Here is a 19,361-nt window from a genome sequence, read left to right on the forward strand (position 1 = left end):
GGTTAGCTCATTATATTGTATTGGGTTCAAAACAACGATTCCTTCAGGGCAAGGAAGGATTAATTGTCATGCTTGTGGCGATTTTTAATGTTATCGCTCCCCAATGATCCGTAGATAAGATCTGGATCATGACGCGGGATCATAGCGCAAAAGGCGCTACAGATCTTCATTCTTTTACACAGTTTAAGCGCTTTTTATCCACAGGGGAAAATTACCTGTGAAATAAAGGGTTGTGAAGGCGCTTTAAATATGGTCATTGCATATCTCAAATAAGGATCGATGATAAATCGATATTTAAGACAAAATTGAACTGAGGATCATAACAGAGAATGAAGATCAGGTGGTGATCATTGCGCTTTACTGAGCAGTCCGTATAATACTGGACCTTGCGTGCATTGCCAGAGTTTTTTGCCGGTAGTGGTTGGTGAGAGGTTCCTGTGTAAGCATTGGCAGGTTGTCGGTAAACATTCAACTCAGTAGAAAAGCCGGTCGGCTTGTGTCATGTTTAATTGACTCAGAGCTGTACATTTTATTACAATCCCGCTTCTTTTATATTGATGTTGCGATTGAGGCGTCAGTGTCACTTCTCACTGGCTGCTAACGCGTTTACTGAATCAGTAATAATTTTAAGTTAGGTAGAAATCGCTATGAAACGCACTTTCCAACCGTCCGTACTGAAGCGTAACCGTTCTCACGGCTTCCGTTCTCGTATGGCCACTAAAAATGGTCGTCAGGTTCTGGCTCGCCGTCGTGCAAAAGGCCGTGCTCGTCTGACCGTTTCTAAGTAATAAAGCTAACCATCTAGTGGTTACGCTCGCTTTTCCGAGGGAGTTACGCTTGTTAACTCCCAAGCATTTCACTTATGTTTTCCAGCAACCCCAACGGGCAAGTTCACCAGAGATTACTATCCTTGGTCGCCTTAATGAGCTGGGGCATCCCCGCATCGGTCTTACCATAGCCAAGAAAAATGTTAAACGTGCTCATGAGCGTAACCGAATTAAACGGTTGGCCCGTGAAAGTTTCCGTTTGAACCAACATAGTCTGCCTCCTATGGATTTTGTGGTATTGGTTAGGAAAGGGGTTTCTGAACTTGATAACCGTGAATTAACGGAAGCTTTGGGTAAATTATGGCGTCGTCACTGTCGCTTGGTTCGCGCCTCCTGATCGGATTAATCCGTGGATATCAGTTGGTGATAAGCCCGCTGCTGGGACCCCGTTGTCGTTTTAATCCTACATGTTCTCAGTATGGCATTGAGGCATTGAGCAGGTTTGGAATGATAAAAGGCGGTTGGTTAACAGTGAAACGCATATTAAAATGCCACCCTTTACACGAAGGTGGTGATGATCCCGTCCCACCTAAAAAAAACAACGATAATAGAGAACACTAACGATGGATTCGCAACGCAATCTTCTTCTCATCGCTTTGCTGTTCGTTTCTTTCTTGGTCTGGCAAGCATGGGAAGCAGATAAAAATCCGCAACCAACTACAGTACAGGCCACGCAACAAACGGATATGCCGAGTGGTGAGAATCAGGCAGTGCCAGGCAGTGGGAAAGGTAAACTGATCACGGTTAAAACTGATGTGCTCTCTTTGACCATCAATACTCGTGGTGGTGATATCGAAGAGGCTGATTTATTAGCCTACCCTGATACCTTGGGTTCAGACCAGCCATTTAAATTGCTGGAGACAACACCTGCTTTCACTTATCAGGCGCAAAGTGGGTTGACCGGTAAAGATGGCCCGGATAACCCGACGAATAGTGAGCGCCCGCTGTATACCACAGCACAGGATAGCTATGTATTGTCTAAAGAGCAGGATGAATTACGTATCCCGATGAATTTCGTCGCTAAAGATGGCGTTGTTTATGTTAAAACATTTGTCCTGAAACGGGGTGAATATGCGGTTAGTGTGGATTATCGCATTCACAATACGACAGAAAAGCCATTACAAATGACCTTCTTTGGTCAATTGAAACAGAATGTTGAACTGCCAAAACACCGTGATACGGGTAGCAGTAACTTTGCACTGCATACTTATCGTGGCGCGGCTTATTCTTCAGATGATAACAAATATAAAAAACACAGTTTCAGCGATATTGAAAGTGAACCTTTATCTGTAACCACTAAAGGCGGTTGGGTTGCAATGTTGCAGCAATATTTTGCTACGGCATGGGTTCCTGCGGCTAATGAAACCAGCACCTTCTATACTACGGCATTAGGTAAAGAGATGGCTGCGATTGGTTATAAGAGTGCGCCAATTTCTGTTGCGGCTAATAGTGAAAAAACAATCTCGTCTACACTGTGGATTGGCCCGGAAATTCAAGATGAAATGGCCGCAGTAGCGCCTCATCTGGATCTATCTGTGGATTATGGTTGGTTATGGTTTATCTCTCAGCCATTATTTAAGCTACTGAAATTCTTGCATGGTTTTATTGGTAACTGGGGCTTCTCCATTATCGTTATTACCTTTATCGTGCGTGGTATCATGTACCCGTTGACCAAGGCGCAGTACACCTCAATGGCGAAAATGCGTCTGTTGCAGCCTAAGTTAGCGGCTATGCGTGAGCGTATTGGTGATGATAAACAGCGTATGAGTCAGGAAATGATGGCGCTGTATAAAGCAGAGAAAGTGAACCCGCTAGGAGGTTGCTTGCCTCTGTTGATCCAGATGCCAATCTTCCTTGCGCTGTATTACATGTTGATGGGGTCTGTTGAATTGCGTCATGCGCCATTCGCTGGTTGGATCAATGACTTGTCTGCACAAGATCCTTATTACATCCTGCCATTGTTGATGGGTGTGACGATGTTCGTCATCCAGAAAATGTCTCCGACGACCATCACTGATCCGATGCAGCAGAAGATTATGACCTACATGCCTGTCATGTTCACCATCTTCTTCTTGTGGTTCCCGTCAGGTCTGGTTCTGTACTATATCGTCAGTAACTTGGTGACAATTATTCAGCAGCAGCTGATTTATCGTGGGTTGGAAAAACGTGGTCTGCACAGTCGCGAAAAGAAACCGGCGAAATAAAAATAGCTTCAACCAGTATTCATTCTGGTAGTTGTAATATAAAAGGCGGTCATTGGCCGCCTTAACTATTTGAGTTAAAAGTAAACGTTGAGCTAAAAAGTCAAAGGGAGATAGCCATGAATACCACCGATACGATAGTCGCTCAGGCTACCCCACCAGGACGGGGTGGTGTTGGCATCTTACGTGTTTCTGGCCCGAAAGCAGCACAAGTGGCGGAGGTGGTATTAGGTAAGTTACCCAAGCCCCGTTATGCAGATTATCTGCCATTTCGTGATGTAGATAATCGGATACTCGATCAGGGAATTGCGATTTACTTTCCGGGGCCTAGTTCCTTTACTGGAGAAGATGTACTGGAGCTTCAGGGGCACGGTGGACCGATTATTCTTGATTTACTGTTGAAACGCATTCTGACTCTGCCTGGTGTACGCATTGCTAATCCTGGTGAGTTTTCTGAACGTGCTTTTCTTAATGACAAACTGGATTTGGCTCAGGCGGAAGCCATTGCTGACTTGATTGATGCCAGTTCGGAGCAGGCTGCCCGTTCAGCGATGAATTCCTTGCAGGGTGCTTTTTCTACCCAAGTTCATCAGATGGTGGAAGCACTTACTCACTTGAGAATCTATGTAGAAGCTGCGATTGATTTTCCTGATGAAGAGATCGACTTTCTTTCTGATGGGAAAATTGAAGCCAGTCTGGATAACGTCATTGCTGAACTTGAGCGTGTGCGTTCTCAGGCTCGTCAAGGCAGCCTTTTACGTGAAGGAATGAAAGTTGTTATCGCGGGCCGACCTAATGCTGGGAAATCGAGCCTGCTTAATGCACTGGCAGGTCGTGAAGCGGCGATTGTTACCGATATTGCGGGTACAACCCGTGATGTGTTGCGTGAACATATCCATATTGATGGTATGCCATTGCATATTATTGATACTGCGGGTTTGCGTGAAGCCAGTGATGAAGTGGAGCGTATTGGCATTGAACGTGCGTGGCAGGAAATTGAACAGGCTGATCGTGTACTGTTTATGGTAGACAGTACGACAACTGATGCGATTGAGCCTGTAGAAATCTGGCCTGAATTTATGGCTCGTTTGCCGGCATCACTTCCTATCACTGTTGTCCGAAATAAAACGGATATGACCAATGAAGAAACGACTATTACTCAAGTAAGTGGTTACTCGCTAATTCGTCTTTCTGCTCGTAGTGGTGAAGGAATCGATTTGCTACGCGATCATCTAAAGGAAACTATGGGTTTCAACAGCAATACGGAAGGTGGTTTCCTGGCTCGTCGTCGTCATTTACAGGCATTAAATGCCGCAGCAGAGCATTTACAACAAGGTTATGAACAACTGGTGGTTGCCCGCTCAGGTGAATTGTTGGCAGAAGAGCTGCGTTTGGCACAACAGACACTGAGTGAAATCACGGGTGAATTCACTTCTGATGATTTGCTTGGAAGGATTTTTTCGAGTTTTTGTATTGGGAAGTGAATGGGTAAAATCATATTTAACTTTAACGGTTTTAGCGTGTAAAATTTGATTTACCTTCTATAGCGTGTAACAATGAGGTTAATTGCTCAAATTGGTTGACCGCAATATGAAAGTGACTAACTCGAAACAGCTCAGCGCATATTTAAAAGATGTCAGGCTCACTAAAAAGCTTTCCCAAGGTAAAGTGGCAAGGGAAGTGGGTATTCGGCAGGACACGGTATCAAGCTTTGAGCAGCACCCGGATTCTACCAAGTTGGAGACCTTCTTTAAAATTCTGTCAGCGTTGAATTTAGAACTCGATATCCGGCCAAGAAACTCTACTGAAATAAATTCATCATTGGAAGATGATCGCACAGTGTCAGACCAAGTGTGGAAAGAGGAGTGGTAATGGCAGCGCTGGATGTCTACATGAACGGTTACCAAGTTGGAGTATTCACTAAAACCAATACCGGCGCCCATCACTTCAAATATGATGAAGTCTGGCTCAAGTTACCAGGCAGCCGTCCTATTTCACTGTCTATGCCGCTGCGCTATCAGGCTTACCAAGGTGACGAGGTATATAACTTTTTCGATAATTTGCTGCCGGATAATCTAGAAGTCAGAAGACGAATCGTTGCCAGGCACAATGCAGAATCAACACAACCTTTTGATCTATTGGCTAAAGTGGGTCAAGACAGTGTTGGAGCTTTGCAATTGGTACAACAAGGCACTCTCGTCAATGATATCAAGAAGATTGAATATAAGCCCTTATCTGAGGCGGAACTGGAGAAAGTGCTGACTGGCTATCAGGATGATGCGCCATTGGGGATGATCAAAGACGAGGAAGATTTTCGTATATCCATTGCCGGCGCACAGGAAAAAACAGCGCTTTTAGATATTGATGGACATTGGTGTTTACCGTTAAATACCACGCCGACAACACACATCATTAAACTTCCCATCGGCAAAATTGAGAGTCATTCATACTCCATTGATATGTCTGACAGTGTGGAAAATGAATATCTATGCATGTTGATTGCGAGGGAGTTTGGGTTGTCTGTTCCTCACTGTTTCATGATGAAAGTGGGGGGAATAAAAGCACTGGCAGTAGAACGATTTGATCGCAAGTATTCATCTGACAACAGCTGGATCATGCGGCTGCCTCAGGAAGACTTTTGTCAAACCTTGAACGTGCCTTCAGCGAAAAAATATGAGAGTCATGGTGGTTCAGGGATTACCGAGATCATGTCCTATCTCTTGGGCTCGGTTAATGCTCAATTTGACCGTTATGAGTTTATGAAGGCCCAGGTGTTGTTTTGGTTGTTGGCCGCAACAGACGGCCATGCAAAAAACTTTTCACTGTTTATCGAGGCTGAGGGGTATTATCGGCTAACGCCTTTTTATGACATCCTTTCCATGTATCCTGTATTCGGAGGCAGGGGGCTTCATCCCAGAGATGCCAAATTGGCAATGGGGCTAACGGGGACAAAAGGTAAGAAGTACAAGATAGAGCAGATCTTTCCAAGACATTTCTTTCAAACAGCCAAAGTTGTTGGGTTTGATAAGGATGCTATGGCAAGAATTCTTATTGAGTATGCTGAGACTGTTGATACAGTTATCATTAATGTCAAAAGCCAGTTGCCTGTAGATTTCCCTGCCCATATCAGTGACTCGATATTGGGAGGATTGTACGCCAGAGCTAAACGTCTGGTAATTGGATGGGATTAACATTCTTGTCATCAATATTGTCTACTGTGGATGATGAAGCCCGGAAATAGTTATCCCCCAAAGAATATCACTCTGGGGGATAAGGGAACATCAACGCCCCAATGCTTTGTTTATTAGCCCAGTAGCAATATTACAACCATTGGGTTTTGATATTTCTGAGTGGGCGCAATCTACCAATTCTACGGTTATTTTGTCAGAGCATTTTATCTTGTCGATAAAGTATTTTTCATCGTTGGAAAAAAACAACGATGTCGATTTTACTGATTGCACATCCAGGTAATCGCGGATACGTGAACCAAAGATGCAAATTGTATTCTGAACTGGCAAATGTCTATCTTCTGAAAGTCGCCATGCCACTGTAGCACCGATACTGAATCCAACCAATATCACAGGAGAATTGATATATGCAAGAGTGCTCCTCACTTTACATGTGTATTTCTCTATTGAGGACACACTATGAAAATATTTGTATACCTCGTTTTTATCATTTGGAGTTTCATTCTCTTTTTCGTAGGGAGAAATGAATGACACATCATGACCTAAATATTGTGCGATTATTTTTGCGTGTTCTGAAATTCCATAAATATCCGTTAAAAATATAAATTTCATATAATTATCAATGTGTTGTTGTAAAGCAAGAATAAACAACATGATCAGTTATCTAGCTAAGAAAATCAATTAAATTGTGTTGAGAGATGTTTACTTTGGTTCTTTTTGTAAAATAGAATAATTTATGTATTATAAAATTGAGCGCTAAGTCATTTAGTTAAATAATTTGTGTAAGCAACCAGAGAGGAATAAAATAATATAAACAATTTATTGTGAAAATAAAATTTATTTATATAATTCAGCTATTAGCCATGGATTCGGACACATTGGCGGTTGGGTGCGAGGGTTATTCAACCTGCTATGCGTTCAATGTATATAGATGCCAGGGCGGGATTCTACTTTGCGTAAAAATTATACATTTCGCAGATATTGATAATTTCTCACATTCAATACGATTTTATTGATAGGTTTTGATATCTGGCATGAACATTTATTGAGCTAGTAGAGGGTTGTTTTTATCCACAATAACCATATAGAAAATGTGAGATCCCGCCCTGATATAGATGCCACGCTTGATAAATGGCAGGAGTGGACAGAAATGAAATTCCCACAAAGTGGGCAGTACGTTATTCCTGGTGGTTTAGTGCCATTGCTAGTGGATGTACAGCAGCAAATGGGCTATTACACTGAACCCAATTTATGGATGTCTTATAACCTGAATGATTAATTTATTAATCTTTCAGAATGGGTATAAACCGTTGCTCTGCCGGGTTTGCAGAAACCGACCAGTGTCAGATTACATCGTTCAGCGACTTCCACTGCCAATGAAGTTGCTGCTGAAACAGCAAATAGAATCTCAGCGCCACAGATGGCAGATTTTTGTACCATTTCATAGCTAGCGCGGCTGGATACTAAAATGGCACCTTGCTGCCAGTCTGTTTTGGCTTTCATTCCCAGTATCTTATCCAACGCGACGTGACGGCCCACATCCTCACAGCCACCCAATAACTCACCTTTTGGGTTGATCCAACTTGCTACATGGGTACATCCGGTCAGTACACCAATATTCTGGATATTGGTTAATTGGGAAAGAGCATGGTCGAGGTGGCTTAATGAAAAAGTTTGAGTGAAAGGCAGTGGCGTAATCGGGCGGAAAATATCAGAAAGTTGCTCTGTACCACAGATCCCGCAGCCCGTCCGTCCAGCCATATTGCGTCTGCGCTCTTTCAAACTAGCAAAACGACGGCTGGAAAGCTCTATTTGCAATTCAATTCCGCCATGACAATTGACAATAGTGTCAATACCACGAATTTCTTGTTGAGATTCAATAATGCCTTCAGAAAGTGAAAACCCAATAGCGAAATATTCGAGATCTTTAGGGCTGGTCATCATCACGACATGAGAGATGCCGTTGTAGACTAAAGCAACAGGAACTTCTTCTGCTACCCAATCCGCTTTTGATATATTGAGGTGATGCTTTTGTTGCACATTCGTTTGTTTTATGCCCTCAATTACATCAAGTTGTAACAATTTCTCTGATCTTGTGTTATGCATTAGACGAATGACCTAATAGTATTGCTACATAATAATAATAGAAAAAGAGTCTATACTATTTATCAGGTCATGAATCTGATCACGCTATGGAAAGTGGTTAATAAAAGAAGACACATTCAAGATTTTTCCCGTGAAGGAATGGGCGTATGTTTAAAACAATGTGAGTGAGGAGATCCCCATGCAAGTCAGCAGAAGGCAGTTCTTTAAGATCTGCGCTGGCGGTATGGCGGGTACGACGGTAGCGGCGTTGGGTTTTGCTCCAACCGTAGCTCTTGCACAAACACGTAATTATAAACTATTGCGTGCGCGTGAAACCCGGAATACCTGTACGTACTGTTCTGTCGGTTGTGGGTTGTTGATGTACAGCCTTGGCGATGGCGCAAAAAATGCGAAAGAAAGTATTTTCCATATTGAAGGCGATCCTGATCATCCGGTAAATCGAGGCGCACTTTGCCCGAAAGGGGCTGGTTTGGTTGATTTTATCCACAGCGAAAGTCGCCTGAAATATCCGGAATATCGTGCTGCGGGTTCTGACAAATGGCAACGTATCACCTGGGATGAGGCATTTGATCGCATTGCTAAGTTAATGAAAGCAGACCGTGACGCTAATTTCATTAAAACTAATCAAGATGGTGTTACGGTCAATCGTTGGCTGACGACGGGTATGTTGTGCGCATCTGCTTCCAGTAATGAAACCGGCTATTTAACCCAGAAATTTAGTCGCGCCCTCGGCATGCTTGCCGTAGATAATCAAGCGCGTGTCTGACACGGACCAACGGTAGCAAGTCTTGCTCCAACATTTGGTCGCGGTGCGATGACCAACCACTGGGTTGATATTAAGAACGCGAATCTGATCGTCGTTATGGGGGGAAATGCTGCTGAAGCGCATCCTGTGGGGTTCCGCTGGGCAATGGAAGCGAAAATTCATAATAACGCTAAGTTAATCGTGATCGATCCACGCTTTACCCGTACGGCATCTGTGGCGGATTTCTATACCCCGATCCGTTCTGGTACTGATATTGCTTTCCTGTTAGGTGTGATTTTATACCTACTAACCAATGAAAAGATTAATCGCGAATATGTTGAAGCATATACCAACGCTAGTCTTATCGTGCGTGAAGATTACTCGTTCGATGATGGTTTATTCAGCGGTTATGATGCCGAAAAACGTCAATACGACAAAACCAGTTGGAATTATGCACTGGATGAAAACGGCTTTGCTCAACGTGATATCACACTGAGTCATCCACGTTGTGTATGGAATCTGTTGAAAGAGCACGTTAGTCGTTATACGCCCGACGTCGTTAGTAATATTTGTGGCACTCCAAAAGATGATTTCCTGAAAGTCTGTGAATATATTGCCGAGACTTGCGTTAAGGACCGGACCGCTTCCTTCCTATACGCACTGGGTTGGACTCAGCACTCGGTTGGTGCACAGAACATCCGTAGTATGGCCATGATCCAGCTTCTGCTAGGTAACATGGGGATGGCTGGTGGCGGTGTTAACGCATTGCGTGGTCACTCGAATATTCAGGGATTGACTGATTTGGGGCTATTGTCACAGAGCTTGCCGGGATACCTGACGTTACCATCAGAAAAACAAGCCGATCTGCAAACTTATTTGCAGGCAAATACACCAAAACCTATGTTGCCGGGTCAGGTTAACTACTGGGGTAATTATCCGAAATTCTTTGTCAGTCTGATGAAGAGTTTCTACGGTGACAATGCTCGTAAAGATAATGACTGGGGTTTTGACTGGTTGCCTAAGTGGGATAAAAGTTATGACGTCCTGCAATTTTTCGAAATGATGTCGAAAGGTGAGGTGAATGGCTATATCTGTCAGGGCTTTAATCCGGTTGCTTCATTCCCGGATAAAAACAAAGTGGTTGATGCACTGTCGAAGCTGAAATTTTTGATCACTATTGATCCGCTTAATACTGAAACGTCAACTTTCTGGCAGAACCACGGTGAATTTAATGAAGTTGATTCAGCCAAAATTCAAACAGAAGTTTTCCGTCTGCCGTGTTGCTGTTTTGCGGAAGAAAATGGCTCGATTGTTAACTCTGGTCGCTGGTTGCAATGGCACTGGAAAGGTGCTGATGCTCCGGGAGAAGCTATCGGTGATGCGGAAATTCTTTCTGGTATCTTCAAGCGTATGCGCGATATGTACCTTGCCGAAGGGGGCGCATTACCTGAGCAGGTACTGAATATGACCTGGGATTACTTCAACCCGGATAGCCCTACATCGGAAGAGGTGGCTCAGGAGAGCAACGGTCGGGCATTGATTGATCTAATTGATGCTGATGGCAACGTCATTGTGAAGCAAGGCCAGCAGTTGACCTCTTTTGCGCAGTTACGTGATGACGGTACGACGGCTAGTGGTTGTTGGATCTTTGCCGGAAGCTGGACGCCAGAAGGTAATCAGATGGCTCGTCGTGATAACTCTGACCCATCAGGCTTGGGTAATACGCTGGGTTGGGCGTGGGCCTGGCCGCTAAATCGCCGTATTTTGTATAACCGCGCCTCGGCTAATCCACAGGGTAAACCATGGGACCCGAAACGCCAGTTACTGGCGTGGAATGGTGCTAAGTGGGGAGGTATTGATATTCCTGATTACAGTGTAGCTGCACCGGAAACAGAAGTTGGTCCGTTTATCATGCAACCGGAAGGTATGGGGCGTTTGTTTGCTATTGATAAAATGGCGGAAGGGCCGTTCCCTGAACATTACGAACCCTTTGAAACGCCGTTAGGCACTAATCCGTTGCATCCGAACGTGGTTTCTAACCCGGCTGCCCGGGTGTTCAAAAGCGATTTTGAGGCCATGGGTAAACCAGATAAATTCCCCTATGTAGGAACGACTTACCGCCTGACAGAACATTTTCACTATTGGACGAAACATGCATTATTGAACTCGATTATCCAGCCTGAACAGTTTGTGGAAATTGGTGAAAAACTGGCAGAGAAAAAGGGCATCAAACACGGTGATACCGTCAAAGTGAGTTCTAACCGTGGCTACATCAAAGCGAAAGCGGTTGTCACCAAGCGTATTCGAACCCTGAATGTACAGGGCCGTGAAGTGGATACTATTGGTATTCCAATTCATTGGGGATTTGAAGGGGCAGCGAAAAAAGGCTTTATTGCCAATACGTTGACACCATTTGTTGGTGATGCAAACACACAAACGCCTGAATTCAAAGCGTTCTTGGTTAATGTGGAAAAGGTGTAAGGGGGAAAAATTATGTCATTCAAACTCAAGACATCATTCGTCGCTCTGCCACCCACTCCTTAACTCCTGCGCCATGGGTGCGGATGACTAACAAGAAGTTGCAAAGCTGATTGATGTAACAACGTGTATCGGTTGTAACGTTGGTGTTTATGATAACTCGGCTGATTTGACCGTGTTGGGTTTTTGCTGCTGACAGCATGACGTCACTATTCACTTCACAGGCGGTTTTCTAAGGCAGGGGCATATCCTGCCTGAGTGAATAATAGAGGAAATTAGCTCATAATATTTAAATTATTTTTTCAATTCTATAAAAGTATTTTCAGATTTTAGTTTTGTAAGCTGACTATCATTGTTAGTTATATGAAAATGCTTTTTCTTTTCTGATATTTTTGTGAGTAAGAAATCTTTATAACTGCATCCAATCACTGTGAATGATGCAGAATCATTAATGATTTCACTTATTAATGTAGAATTGTGTAAACGCTTATTCCAATTATCTACCATATGAAATAACTCTAACAATATAATAACAAAAACAGAAATGGTGCCATTTGCGTTTTCTAAGCTAATAATTTGTAAACTGTCTGGGTCTACAGAATAAGAGTTTTTTAAGGATGAAGAAATACATTCGATGAATTCATCTATAGATATTGTTGTTCCTAATATTACTGAGGAGTGGTTATTTCTACCTTTTAATATTATATTGGTTCCTGAGAATCCACATTGACAGATAAGTTTAGATAGTTCACCTATATCTCCTGTATTATGTTTATCGACTTTTTTTCCGTCTGGATAGTTTACTGATACTAAGATTTCTTTAGAGCCAGAATTTAGGTCAACATCGATGTGTTCAAATAAATGATAGTTGTCATCGTTACAATGTGAACATTGATATCCTATCACACCTGTTTCTTGAGTCGTATATGCTAAAGGAATTATTGTAATATCGGGTACTTTCAGTTTTATCTTATTTCTATTATACTCACTGAATTTCTCACCAAGATAAAATATATTTTTTATCTTAAATAAACGATTATCATTACATTCAAAATATAATTTAGAGGCAAAGCTAGGAAGACAAAATAACGTATCTATGTCATATTCACTAATGTAATTGAGTAAGGTGTCATGATCGACATGGGAACAGAATGGGAAAGAAGACAGATTATTATATCGACATATTTCATGACCAAATAAGAAACCGCCCCATAGGTTACCTGATGTTAAACAATTGGCGACTTTTTTAATCCCTAATTTATCAAAATAAGGTTTCATTTTCATCGCAGCAATTTGATTAACGAAATTGAATTGCGACCAGGAATGAAAAACATTCTTTCCTTTAGACGTTGTACCACCGGTTGAAAAATATATACCACCATCAGTTGATAACATTATATTTCACTCCTAACTTTTTGCTAATAATTAAAGTTACAACAGATAATAAAGAAAATAAAAGTATAAATAGATTAATTAAATAACCGGAGCGATAATCAAAAAGATCAACAAGAAATCCGATTGATGTTGATCCAACAGCCTCTCCAAGATTTGCCATAACTAATAGCAAGCTGAATGCTATACTAGATTTCTCTTTATTGACTATATTTGATGAAGTTGAATAAATTTCAGGGATTATTATAGCCTCAAAAATACTATATGCGACTAGTGCTATTATTGCTATGGCTATACCTCCAGAAAAATATGTCGCTGAAACTAAAGATAGTAATAATAACATGTATTTAATGGTTTTTTCAGAAAAATCAAATAGCTTAGAAAAAATTAACTGCCAGAGACAAACGACTAATCCAACTATGGTAAAGAATAATCCTACATAATCATTGAAGAGATTATTGATTCTATTTGACAAGGTAGTTGCAGTTATAAATACGCCCATCAATGAAAAGGAGAAAAATGAACTAAAAAGCAGAAATAAAAATGAAGGTGAGCTCAAATTTTTAGGTCTAATTATACTATTCTGAATTTTAATATTTTTACTTTTTTCCCTCCATGTAAAGAAGCATATAAACGCAAAAAATAAGCTCATAATTATAATAGTGGCAAAGAAAATATTCTTATAATTATTATTAGCAAAATATGCTCCAGCTATAGGTGCCAATACAATGGCAGCATTCTGTGAGAATGAATAATTGTAGAATGCTTTCTTTAATTTTCTTTTAGGTATTATTTCAGACAAGATATCACGAGTAAACGGTTTTGCAATTGCTTTTGATATTGCTAATGTTGAAAAAAATAATAGCCAAGAATAGAATCCAGAGAATAGTATTAGAAATGAGAAAGAAATAGCTCTTAATAGGCAGGATATTAAGAATATCCATCCTTTACTGAGTTTGTTTAGTTTATTTGTAATTGTCAGCATTAAGATACATTCAAGTATAACAGCGAATGAAAACATTCCTGATATTGCTTTTGCTGATAGATTTCTCTCTGAAGAAAGAATGGGCAATGAACAAAAAAAAGCAAACTCAAAGAAAAATACTAAAGCATATAGTGTAACTATTTTATACTTTAACATAATTTGTCTTTTATATAAGAAGATATGTTGCCAAATACTTTCAAAGCAATGTTCTCTGGAAGCTTTGTTAATCCAGTTTCTGCCGTACACATTTCATTGAAGTAGAATTGATTTTCTTTAACTAACCAATCAATAGAAATTATATCAGCTCCAGAGTTATTCATGATAATTTCACTGTTCCTGATTATTTCTTTGGATATTGATTCCCTAAAGTCTTTGAAAAAAGTTTTATTGAATGTTCTTTTTTCATAAATTACCTGTTTTCCTCCAAATGCAGTATTTCCAAGATATCCATTTTCTACAGGAGATCGGGTTTTTATAAAAATTAATTCTTTTTTGAGAAAGAACAATCTTACATCAATAACACCTTCAATATAAGGCGTAATATTATAAATAAGATTAGATGTTGAAATAAGTTCTGCGGTGCTAATACTTTGTTGGAAAGTATCTGATTTTATAATACCGAATCCCATTCCTGAACCATTTGGTTTTAACATTAACGGGTGATTATTGTTTTTCGAGAAATCACCCATCATGTGTGAAAATTTACAACCGTAACCTAGCAGACTTAGAGGTAGTGTAGGGACACCTAATTGATGAACAAATAGATGTTGTGCTGATTTATCCCATTCCATATCGTCAATATCTGCTATTTTTTGGTTTAAAATCAAAGCATTTCTTGATTGTTTTATTAATCTTTTTAACGTTAAGGAAAAATTTAAACCTTGGCTATTTAGGTTTGGTGGGGATATTATAAATGCCGTCTTCCCATCAATTAGATTATTACCATTGAGATATAAACCCAGATCATCTTCTATTTTAACATCTATGTGTTTCATAGATATAAAGCTAAAATCTATATCAAAAATCTTAAACCATGTTTTATATTCATTATATGTATTTTCCAAGGATTTTGGGTTTATATAATCATCTTTTGGAACAATCCAAAATAATTTATAATTCATTGTTTGCCTCCAATATAATAATTGATTTTGATACGCTCATGTTCTCAGTTTTTTTTATAACTAATCCTGCCTGATTGGCTAAATGTTCAAATTCAGATAAATAACGCTCTTGTCCTAAAAATAGAATGTCCATTAATATATCCAGAGATTTTCCTATTGGACTTTGTGGTGTTTTTATTGAGTCTATTAATAATAGAGTTGATCTTTTATCCATAACTTTCCGACAGTTTTTTAATATTAATATTGCATCATTATCAGGCCAATCATGAATTATATTTTTCAGAATATATAGGTCATAACCAGATGGAATGGATTTTAAAAAGTCTCCACTTATAAAATTTATGTTTTCCGATGCGGGAATTTCTTTATATTTGTCTAATACAGCATAATGTTTTCCTATTACTTTTTTACTAATTCCTTTTAAAAGATTTCCTTTTCCTCCTCCAATATCTAGTATTCTGTTGTTTTTATTAAAATCATAAATATCAACTAATTCATGAATTATTTCATCTGTGATTCTTGACATTAGAGTGTCGAAATTTGATTTGAGCAATTCATTATTTTCTAGGTATTCAAAGAATGATTGATCATGTGTTTTCTCAAATGCTGACTTTCCATCATTTTTAAGTAAAGAGTTTGAGTACATTAGCCATGACTTCCAGTAGGCTGAACCAAGTTCACATTTTATCCACAATGATTCTAGACTTTCAGGATCAGCAAGTGAACGGCATGCATCAGAAAGTTTGACTCCAAGGCTGCTATTAACCAATACCCCTATTTCAATCAAAAAATCACATAATCGACTGAGACGAGATCTATCAATACCATATTTGTAGGAAAGTTCACTTATACTTATATAAGTATTATCTTTAAAATTAAAAGATAGACCCGTATCAACAAAGGCGTAAATTGCCGCTGATTTTCTATATGATGTAATTAATTCAGTTATCAAAAATATATCCTTTATTGTATTAGTTCATTAATTTCGTAACATAAATTTTTTATTTGTTCCTCTAAATGTGATGATGAGATTGCAATTCGTAGAATACTTTTATTCTTTGGAACAGTGGGGTACATTGCTGCTGTTGTTAAAAATCCTTTTTCCCTAAGTATACCAGAAATATTTATTGCTAAATATTCATCACCAATAAGTATAGTTCGTATAGGGCTGTGCTTTTCTTTTGAACTAATTTTACTTGCTATTAATTCATCAAACAATGTTACATTGATCCACAGTTTATCTTGTAACTCATAAATTTCATTGGAAAGATGTATTTGGGCTGATTCAACACATGCAGCTATGCCAGGTAAAGATGGGGGGCCGCTGAAAATATAACTGTGAGAATATTTTTTCGCAAACTCCATTGCCTTACTATTATGGAATGACACACAACCACCGTGTGCACCAAATGCTTTTGATAAGGAAGAAACCAATATTAAGGTTGAAGGAAAACATTCAAGATAATGAAGAGCGTAACCACAACCATTTTCTCCTATGATTGATGTGCCATGTGCATCGTCTATGTATATACCCGTCATCTTTCAAGTTGCTTCTTTGTTGGCTGCACTCACTCACCCCGGTCACATAGTTATCTATGCTCCCGGGGATTCGCTCCCTTGCCGCCGCGATGCATCTTGAAATCCATAGGGTATATATAACCATTATATTTCTCGGCTAATTGGCTAATGGTTTTTATTGGGGATGCCCCTCCCATAGAACCTAAACTGTCAGATATAAAAATGGGTGTTTTTCTTTCAGCGGAGCTTTGCTTGGCTTCTATTTCTATATCAGAGATATTTGAAAAATCAATTCTTTTAATAACGCCAAATTGATTCATTATTCCCTGAAGAATTTGTATAGATGCATGAGATGTTTTGTCTAAAATCCAAACAATTCCACTATCACTAATTGGATATCCAGGCAACATTCCTGAACCTAATAAGGGTAAAATACCTAAATGTCCAGCACCAACTGAGTTGAATGTAATTGTGAATGAATTTTTGAATATCAGGTTAAGGAGTTCATCTAATTCATCGAAAATGCTACATTTTGCTCTTGTTCTTGCTGCTGAATATTGTACTCCATATAGGTCTATCGCTGATTTTGCTGCATCAGAAAGACGTTTATTACTTTCAAGCCCTAAATATGAGCACGACATAAAATCTACATAATATTTTTTACCTTTAGTAACGATAATACGATTATCTTTTCTTGAGATGATAGATAAATCATTTATGCCTTTTCCCCATATTTTTTCTTGATGAGGTAGCGAGTGCATAATTTTATTTGCTTGCCAGTTTTTAAATTGGCTTTTATTATTCATAACCCATTTCCCCTGTGTAATGCAATATGTCAGTGTTTTATAATTATACAATCTACAATTACATTAATCTGAATGGTGAGTCAATAATATATTCTTGAAATGATGCATTGATCACTATAATAATATAATTTTAAGTGGATTGTTAGTAATTAAAATATTCACCAAAGGTTATTTCTAAAATAATTAATTTACAGAGAAACGTAACATTATCATTTAAGTTAATGTCCTAGCCGTATACGCCATGGATTTGCTTTTTATGATGTTCAGGATATTGAAGAATATCATGGTTTAAAGCTTTATTTTTTAAAATGTTTCTGTTTAAAGGGATAAGTGTAAATATAGCATTGGACTATTGTTCTAATAGGACTTATTCGAGATGGTTAATTCACATGTATGATTATTCAACACCTAATATTTGGAGATAGTTATTTATGTGTTCTTCCCTATTGTCTGATTATGAGTTTTCTGGCCTGCTCTACGGTATTGTGCTTTTTATTATGAAATTTCAATAAAAATTTTGATCATTAAACTTATTATTATTTTTAACTAAAATTAAATTTGGCATCAAATTCTGATGCCAATTTCTATATCTGTTACGTATATTTCTCCAAGATATAATATCCATATCGTTATTTTTCAAGGTACCTCTTTGTTGGCTGCGTTCACTTACCGCTGCGATACCTTTTGAAATCCATTGGGTATCATTTATTTTATGTTTAGTTCTATAATTGAATACTCTTCATTTATATCTTTAGTGTCTTTAATGGTAAGCCCGGCCCGATTAGCCAAGTATTCGATTTCTTCCAGGTAACGTTCTTTTCCTAAAAATAATGTATCCATTAATATGTCTAAAGAGATGATCATTTTAGATTGTGGTTTTTTTATGAAGCTTATCAATAAAACAGTGGCACCAGTATTCATTGCCTTTCGGCAGTTTTCTAAAATTAATATCGAATCATTATCGGACCAATCATGGATAATGTTCTTTAAAATATATAAATCATAACTCGATGGAATTGATTTTAGAAAATCTCCATTTATAAAGTCTATATTTTCTGAAACAGGAATTTCATTATATCTGTCTAATACAGCGTAATGTTTTCCTTTTACTTTTTCACTAATTTTTACCAGAAGATTTCCTTCTCCACCTCCAACGTCTAATATTCTGTTGTGTTCACTAAAATCATAAATATCAAGTAATTTTTCAACTATTTTGTCTGAGGTTTTTGACATTGAAGAGTCAAAATTTGATTTGAGAAATTTGTGACTATTTAAATGTTCGAAGAATGGTTTCCCATGTGTTATTTCAAATGCTGATTTACCGTTGTTCTCAAGTAAGGATTTTGGATACATTGACCAAGCGTTCCAGCAATCTGAGCTAAGCTCCCACTTTAGCATTAATGACTCCATACTTTCAGGATCTGCAAGTGCACTGCATTCATCAGAAAGAGCAACTTCACGGTTGTTACTGACTAATACCTCTATTTCAATTAAGAAATCACATAATCGGCTAAGGCGAGAATGATCAATATTACATTTTCGGGAAAGTTCGTCTATATCTACATAGGCTCCATTTTTAAAGTGAACAGATAAACCTGTATCAACGAAAGCATAGATTGCGGCTGATTTTCTATATGATGTAATAAGTTCGTTTAACATTAAATTATCCTTTATTCTTATAAAGAAATGAGGAATTTCCTCTAAATTACAGGTAATACTTCTGGATATTGTGACAACATGTTTTTACAAAAATGTAATTATTAAATTTGATATCTTTTGTTAATTATATAATAAAGATTAAATTCTCCTTTGGTAATTGTTTGGTCCATCTTAATGATGGATTTATAGAAGTAAACGATTAACTGTCAGACTATATCAAGTTTGATAGAAATAAATGAGTAAGATCACAGTTAACTACTTTTCAGGACTTTTGAAAGTTAAATAAGATAAAATAACTTGGTGTATTTTATCTGTTTGAAACTGTCAGAGTGCTT

At 38.6% G+C, this 19,361-nt stretch carries 18 protein-coding genes and 1 pseudogene; 10 read left to right on the top strand and 9 right to left on the bottom strand.

Translation table 11 applies throughout. The features are described 5' to 3' along the window. Positions 1 to 647: 647 nt before the first annotated feature. The 7 genes from rpmH (at position 648) to AM629_RS10305 (ending at position 6,219) form a co-directional block, all read left to right on the top strand. The gene (gene rpmH, locus AM629_RS10280; protein ID WP_054478628.1) at positions 648 to 788 is read left to right on the top strand and encodes a 50S ribosomal protein L34; all 141 of its coding nucleotides are present in this window, start codon (positions 648 to 650) and stop codon (positions 786 to 788) included. A gap of 16 nt (positions 789 to 804) precedes the next feature. Continuing rightward, a complete protein-coding gene (rnpA, locus tag AM629_RS10285) occupies positions 805 to 1,164 on the top strand; it encodes a ribonuclease P protein component (RefSeq protein ID WP_072161867.1) in 360 nt (119 codons plus the stop codon). Then, positions 1,128 to 1,388 carry a membrane protein insertion efficiency factor YidD gene (gene yidD / locus AM629_RS22175; RefSeq protein WP_072161868.1) on the top strand — a complete coding sequence of 87 codons (261 nt, stop codon included), beginning with the start codon at positions 1,128 to 1,130 and terminating at the stop codon, positions 1,386 to 1,388. The genes rnpA and yidD overlap by 37 nt, the downstream gene beginning before the upstream one ends. 2 nt (positions 1,389 to 1,390) lie before the next feature. Further along, positions 1,391 to 3,031, top strand: a complete 1,641-nt coding sequence (yidC, locus tag AM629_RS10290; protein ID WP_054478632.1) for a membrane protein insertase YidC — start codon at positions 1,391 to 1,393, stop codon at positions 3,029 to 3,031. 116 nt (positions 3,032 to 3,147) lie between these two features. Further along, positions 3,148 to 4,512 carry a tRNA uridine-5-carboxymethylaminomethyl(34) synthesis GTPase MnmE gene (gene mnmE / locus AM629_RS10295; protein ID WP_054478634.1) on the top strand — a complete coding sequence of 455 codons (1,365 nt, stop codon included), beginning with the start codon at positions 3,148 to 3,150 and terminating at the stop codon, positions 4,510 to 4,512. A gap of 106 nt (positions 4,513 to 4,618) precedes the next feature. Then, a complete protein-coding gene (locus tag AM629_RS10300) occupies positions 4,619 to 4,900 on the top strand; it encodes a helix-turn-helix domain-containing protein (RefSeq protein WP_054478636.1) in 282 nt (93 codons plus the stop codon). Next, on the top strand, positions 4,900 to 6,219 hold the full coding sequence (locus tag AM629_RS10305) for a type II toxin-antitoxin system HipA family toxin (protein ID WP_054478638.1): 1,320 nt from the start codon (positions 4,900 to 4,902) through the stop codon (positions 6,217 to 6,219). Before AM629_RS10300 ends, AM629_RS10305 begins: the two co-directional genes overlap by 1 nt. Before the next feature lie 90 nt (positions 6,220 to 6,309). Here AM629_RS10305 and AM629_RS10310 read toward each other — a convergent pair whose 3' ends face one another. Next, positions 6,310 to 6,870: a hypothetical protein gene (locus AM629_RS10310; protein ID WP_054478640.1), complete on the bottom strand. Its 561-nt coding sequence runs from the start codon at positions 6,868 to 6,870 to the stop codon at positions 6,310 to 6,312. Between the two features lie 496 nt (positions 6,871 to 7,366). Between AM629_RS10310 and AM629_RS24990 the strand changes: the two genes are divergently transcribed. Continuing rightward, positions 7,367 to 7,495, top strand: a complete 129-nt coding sequence (locus AM629_RS24990; protein ID WP_262500047.1) for a hypothetical protein — start codon at positions 7,367 to 7,369, stop codon at positions 7,493 to 7,495. Here the strand turns inward: AM629_RS24990 and fdhD are convergent. Continuing rightward, on the bottom strand, positions 7,492 to 8,322 hold the full coding sequence (gene fdhD, locus AM629_RS10315; protein ID WP_054478642.1) for a formate dehydrogenase accessory sulfurtransferase FdhD: 831 nt from the start codon (positions 8,320 to 8,322) through the stop codon (positions 7,492 to 7,494). The genes AM629_RS24990 and fdhD overlap by 4 nt on opposite strands. A 178-nt stretch (positions 8,323 to 8,500) precedes the next feature. Here fdhD and fdnG point away from each other — a divergent pair, with 178 nt between their 5' ends. Beyond that, positions 8,501 to 11,548, top strand: coding sequence for a formate dehydrogenase-N subunit alpha (gene fdnG / locus AM629_RS10325; protein ID WP_152911996.1), 3,048 nt, complete (start codon positions 8,501 to 8,503; stop codon positions 11,546 to 11,548). A gap of 17 nt (positions 11,549 to 11,565) precedes the next feature. Continuing rightward, a pseudogene (locus AM629_RS25250) lies at positions 11,566 to 11,720 on the top strand (formate dehydrogenase subunit beta); the annotation flags it as partial. Between the two features lie 119 nt (positions 11,721 to 11,839). Here AM629_RS25250 and AM629_RS10330 read toward each other — a convergent pair. From AM629_RS10330 to AM629_RS10360, 7 genes are all read right to left on the bottom strand, one after another. Next, positions 11,840 to 12,940: a phenylacetate--CoA ligase family protein gene (locus AM629_RS10330; RefSeq protein WP_054478648.1), complete on the bottom strand. Its 1,101-nt coding sequence runs from the start codon at positions 12,938 to 12,940 to the stop codon at positions 11,840 to 11,842. Beyond that, positions 12,927 to 14,078 (bottom strand): MFS transporter, encoded by a 1,152-nt coding sequence (locus tag AM629_RS10335; protein WP_054478652.1) that lies wholly within the window; start codon positions 14,076 to 14,078, stop codon positions 12,927 to 12,929. The genes AM629_RS10330 and AM629_RS10335 overlap by 14 nt, the downstream gene beginning before the upstream one ends. Continuing rightward, positions 14,072 to 15,043 (bottom strand): ATP-grasp domain-containing protein, encoded by a 972-nt coding sequence (locus tag AM629_RS10340; RefSeq protein WP_054478654.1) that lies wholly within the window; start codon positions 15,041 to 15,043, stop codon positions 14,072 to 14,074. Before AM629_RS10340 ends, AM629_RS10335 begins: the two co-directional genes overlap by 7 nt. Then, entirely contained in the window at positions 15,033 to 15,995 is a 963-nt protein-coding gene (locus AM629_RS10345) for a methyltransferase (RefSeq protein WP_054478656.1), read from the bottom strand. The genes AM629_RS10340 and AM629_RS10345 overlap by 11 nt, the downstream gene beginning before the upstream one ends. An 11-nt stretch (positions 15,996 to 16,006) precedes the next feature. Next, positions 16,007 to 16,582: an aminotransferase class I/II-fold pyridoxal phosphate-dependent enzyme gene (locus tag AM629_RS10350; RefSeq protein WP_054478658.1), complete on the bottom strand. Its 576-nt coding sequence runs from the start codon at positions 16,580 to 16,582 to the stop codon at positions 16,007 to 16,009. A 50-nt stretch (positions 16,583 to 16,632) separates the two neighbouring features. Next, positions 16,633 to 17,367 carry a PLP-dependent aminotransferase family protein gene (locus AM629_RS23945; protein WP_054478661.1) on the bottom strand — a complete coding sequence of 245 codons (735 nt, stop codon included), beginning with the start codon at positions 17,365 to 17,367 and terminating at the stop codon, positions 16,633 to 16,635. A 705-nt stretch (positions 17,368 to 18,072) separates the two neighbouring features. Further along, positions 18,073 to 19,026 (bottom strand): methyltransferase, encoded by a 954-nt coding sequence (locus AM629_RS10360; RefSeq protein WP_054478663.1) that lies wholly within the window; start codon positions 19,024 to 19,026, stop codon positions 18,073 to 18,075. Between the last annotated feature and the right edge of the window lie 335 nt (positions 19,027 to 19,361).

It is taken from the genome of Photorhabdus heterorhabditis, assembly GCF_001280945.1.
In the GTDB taxonomy this organism is placed as follows: domain Bacteria; phylum Pseudomonadota; class Gammaproteobacteria; order Enterobacterales; family Enterobacteriaceae; genus Photorhabdus; species Photorhabdus heterorhabditis.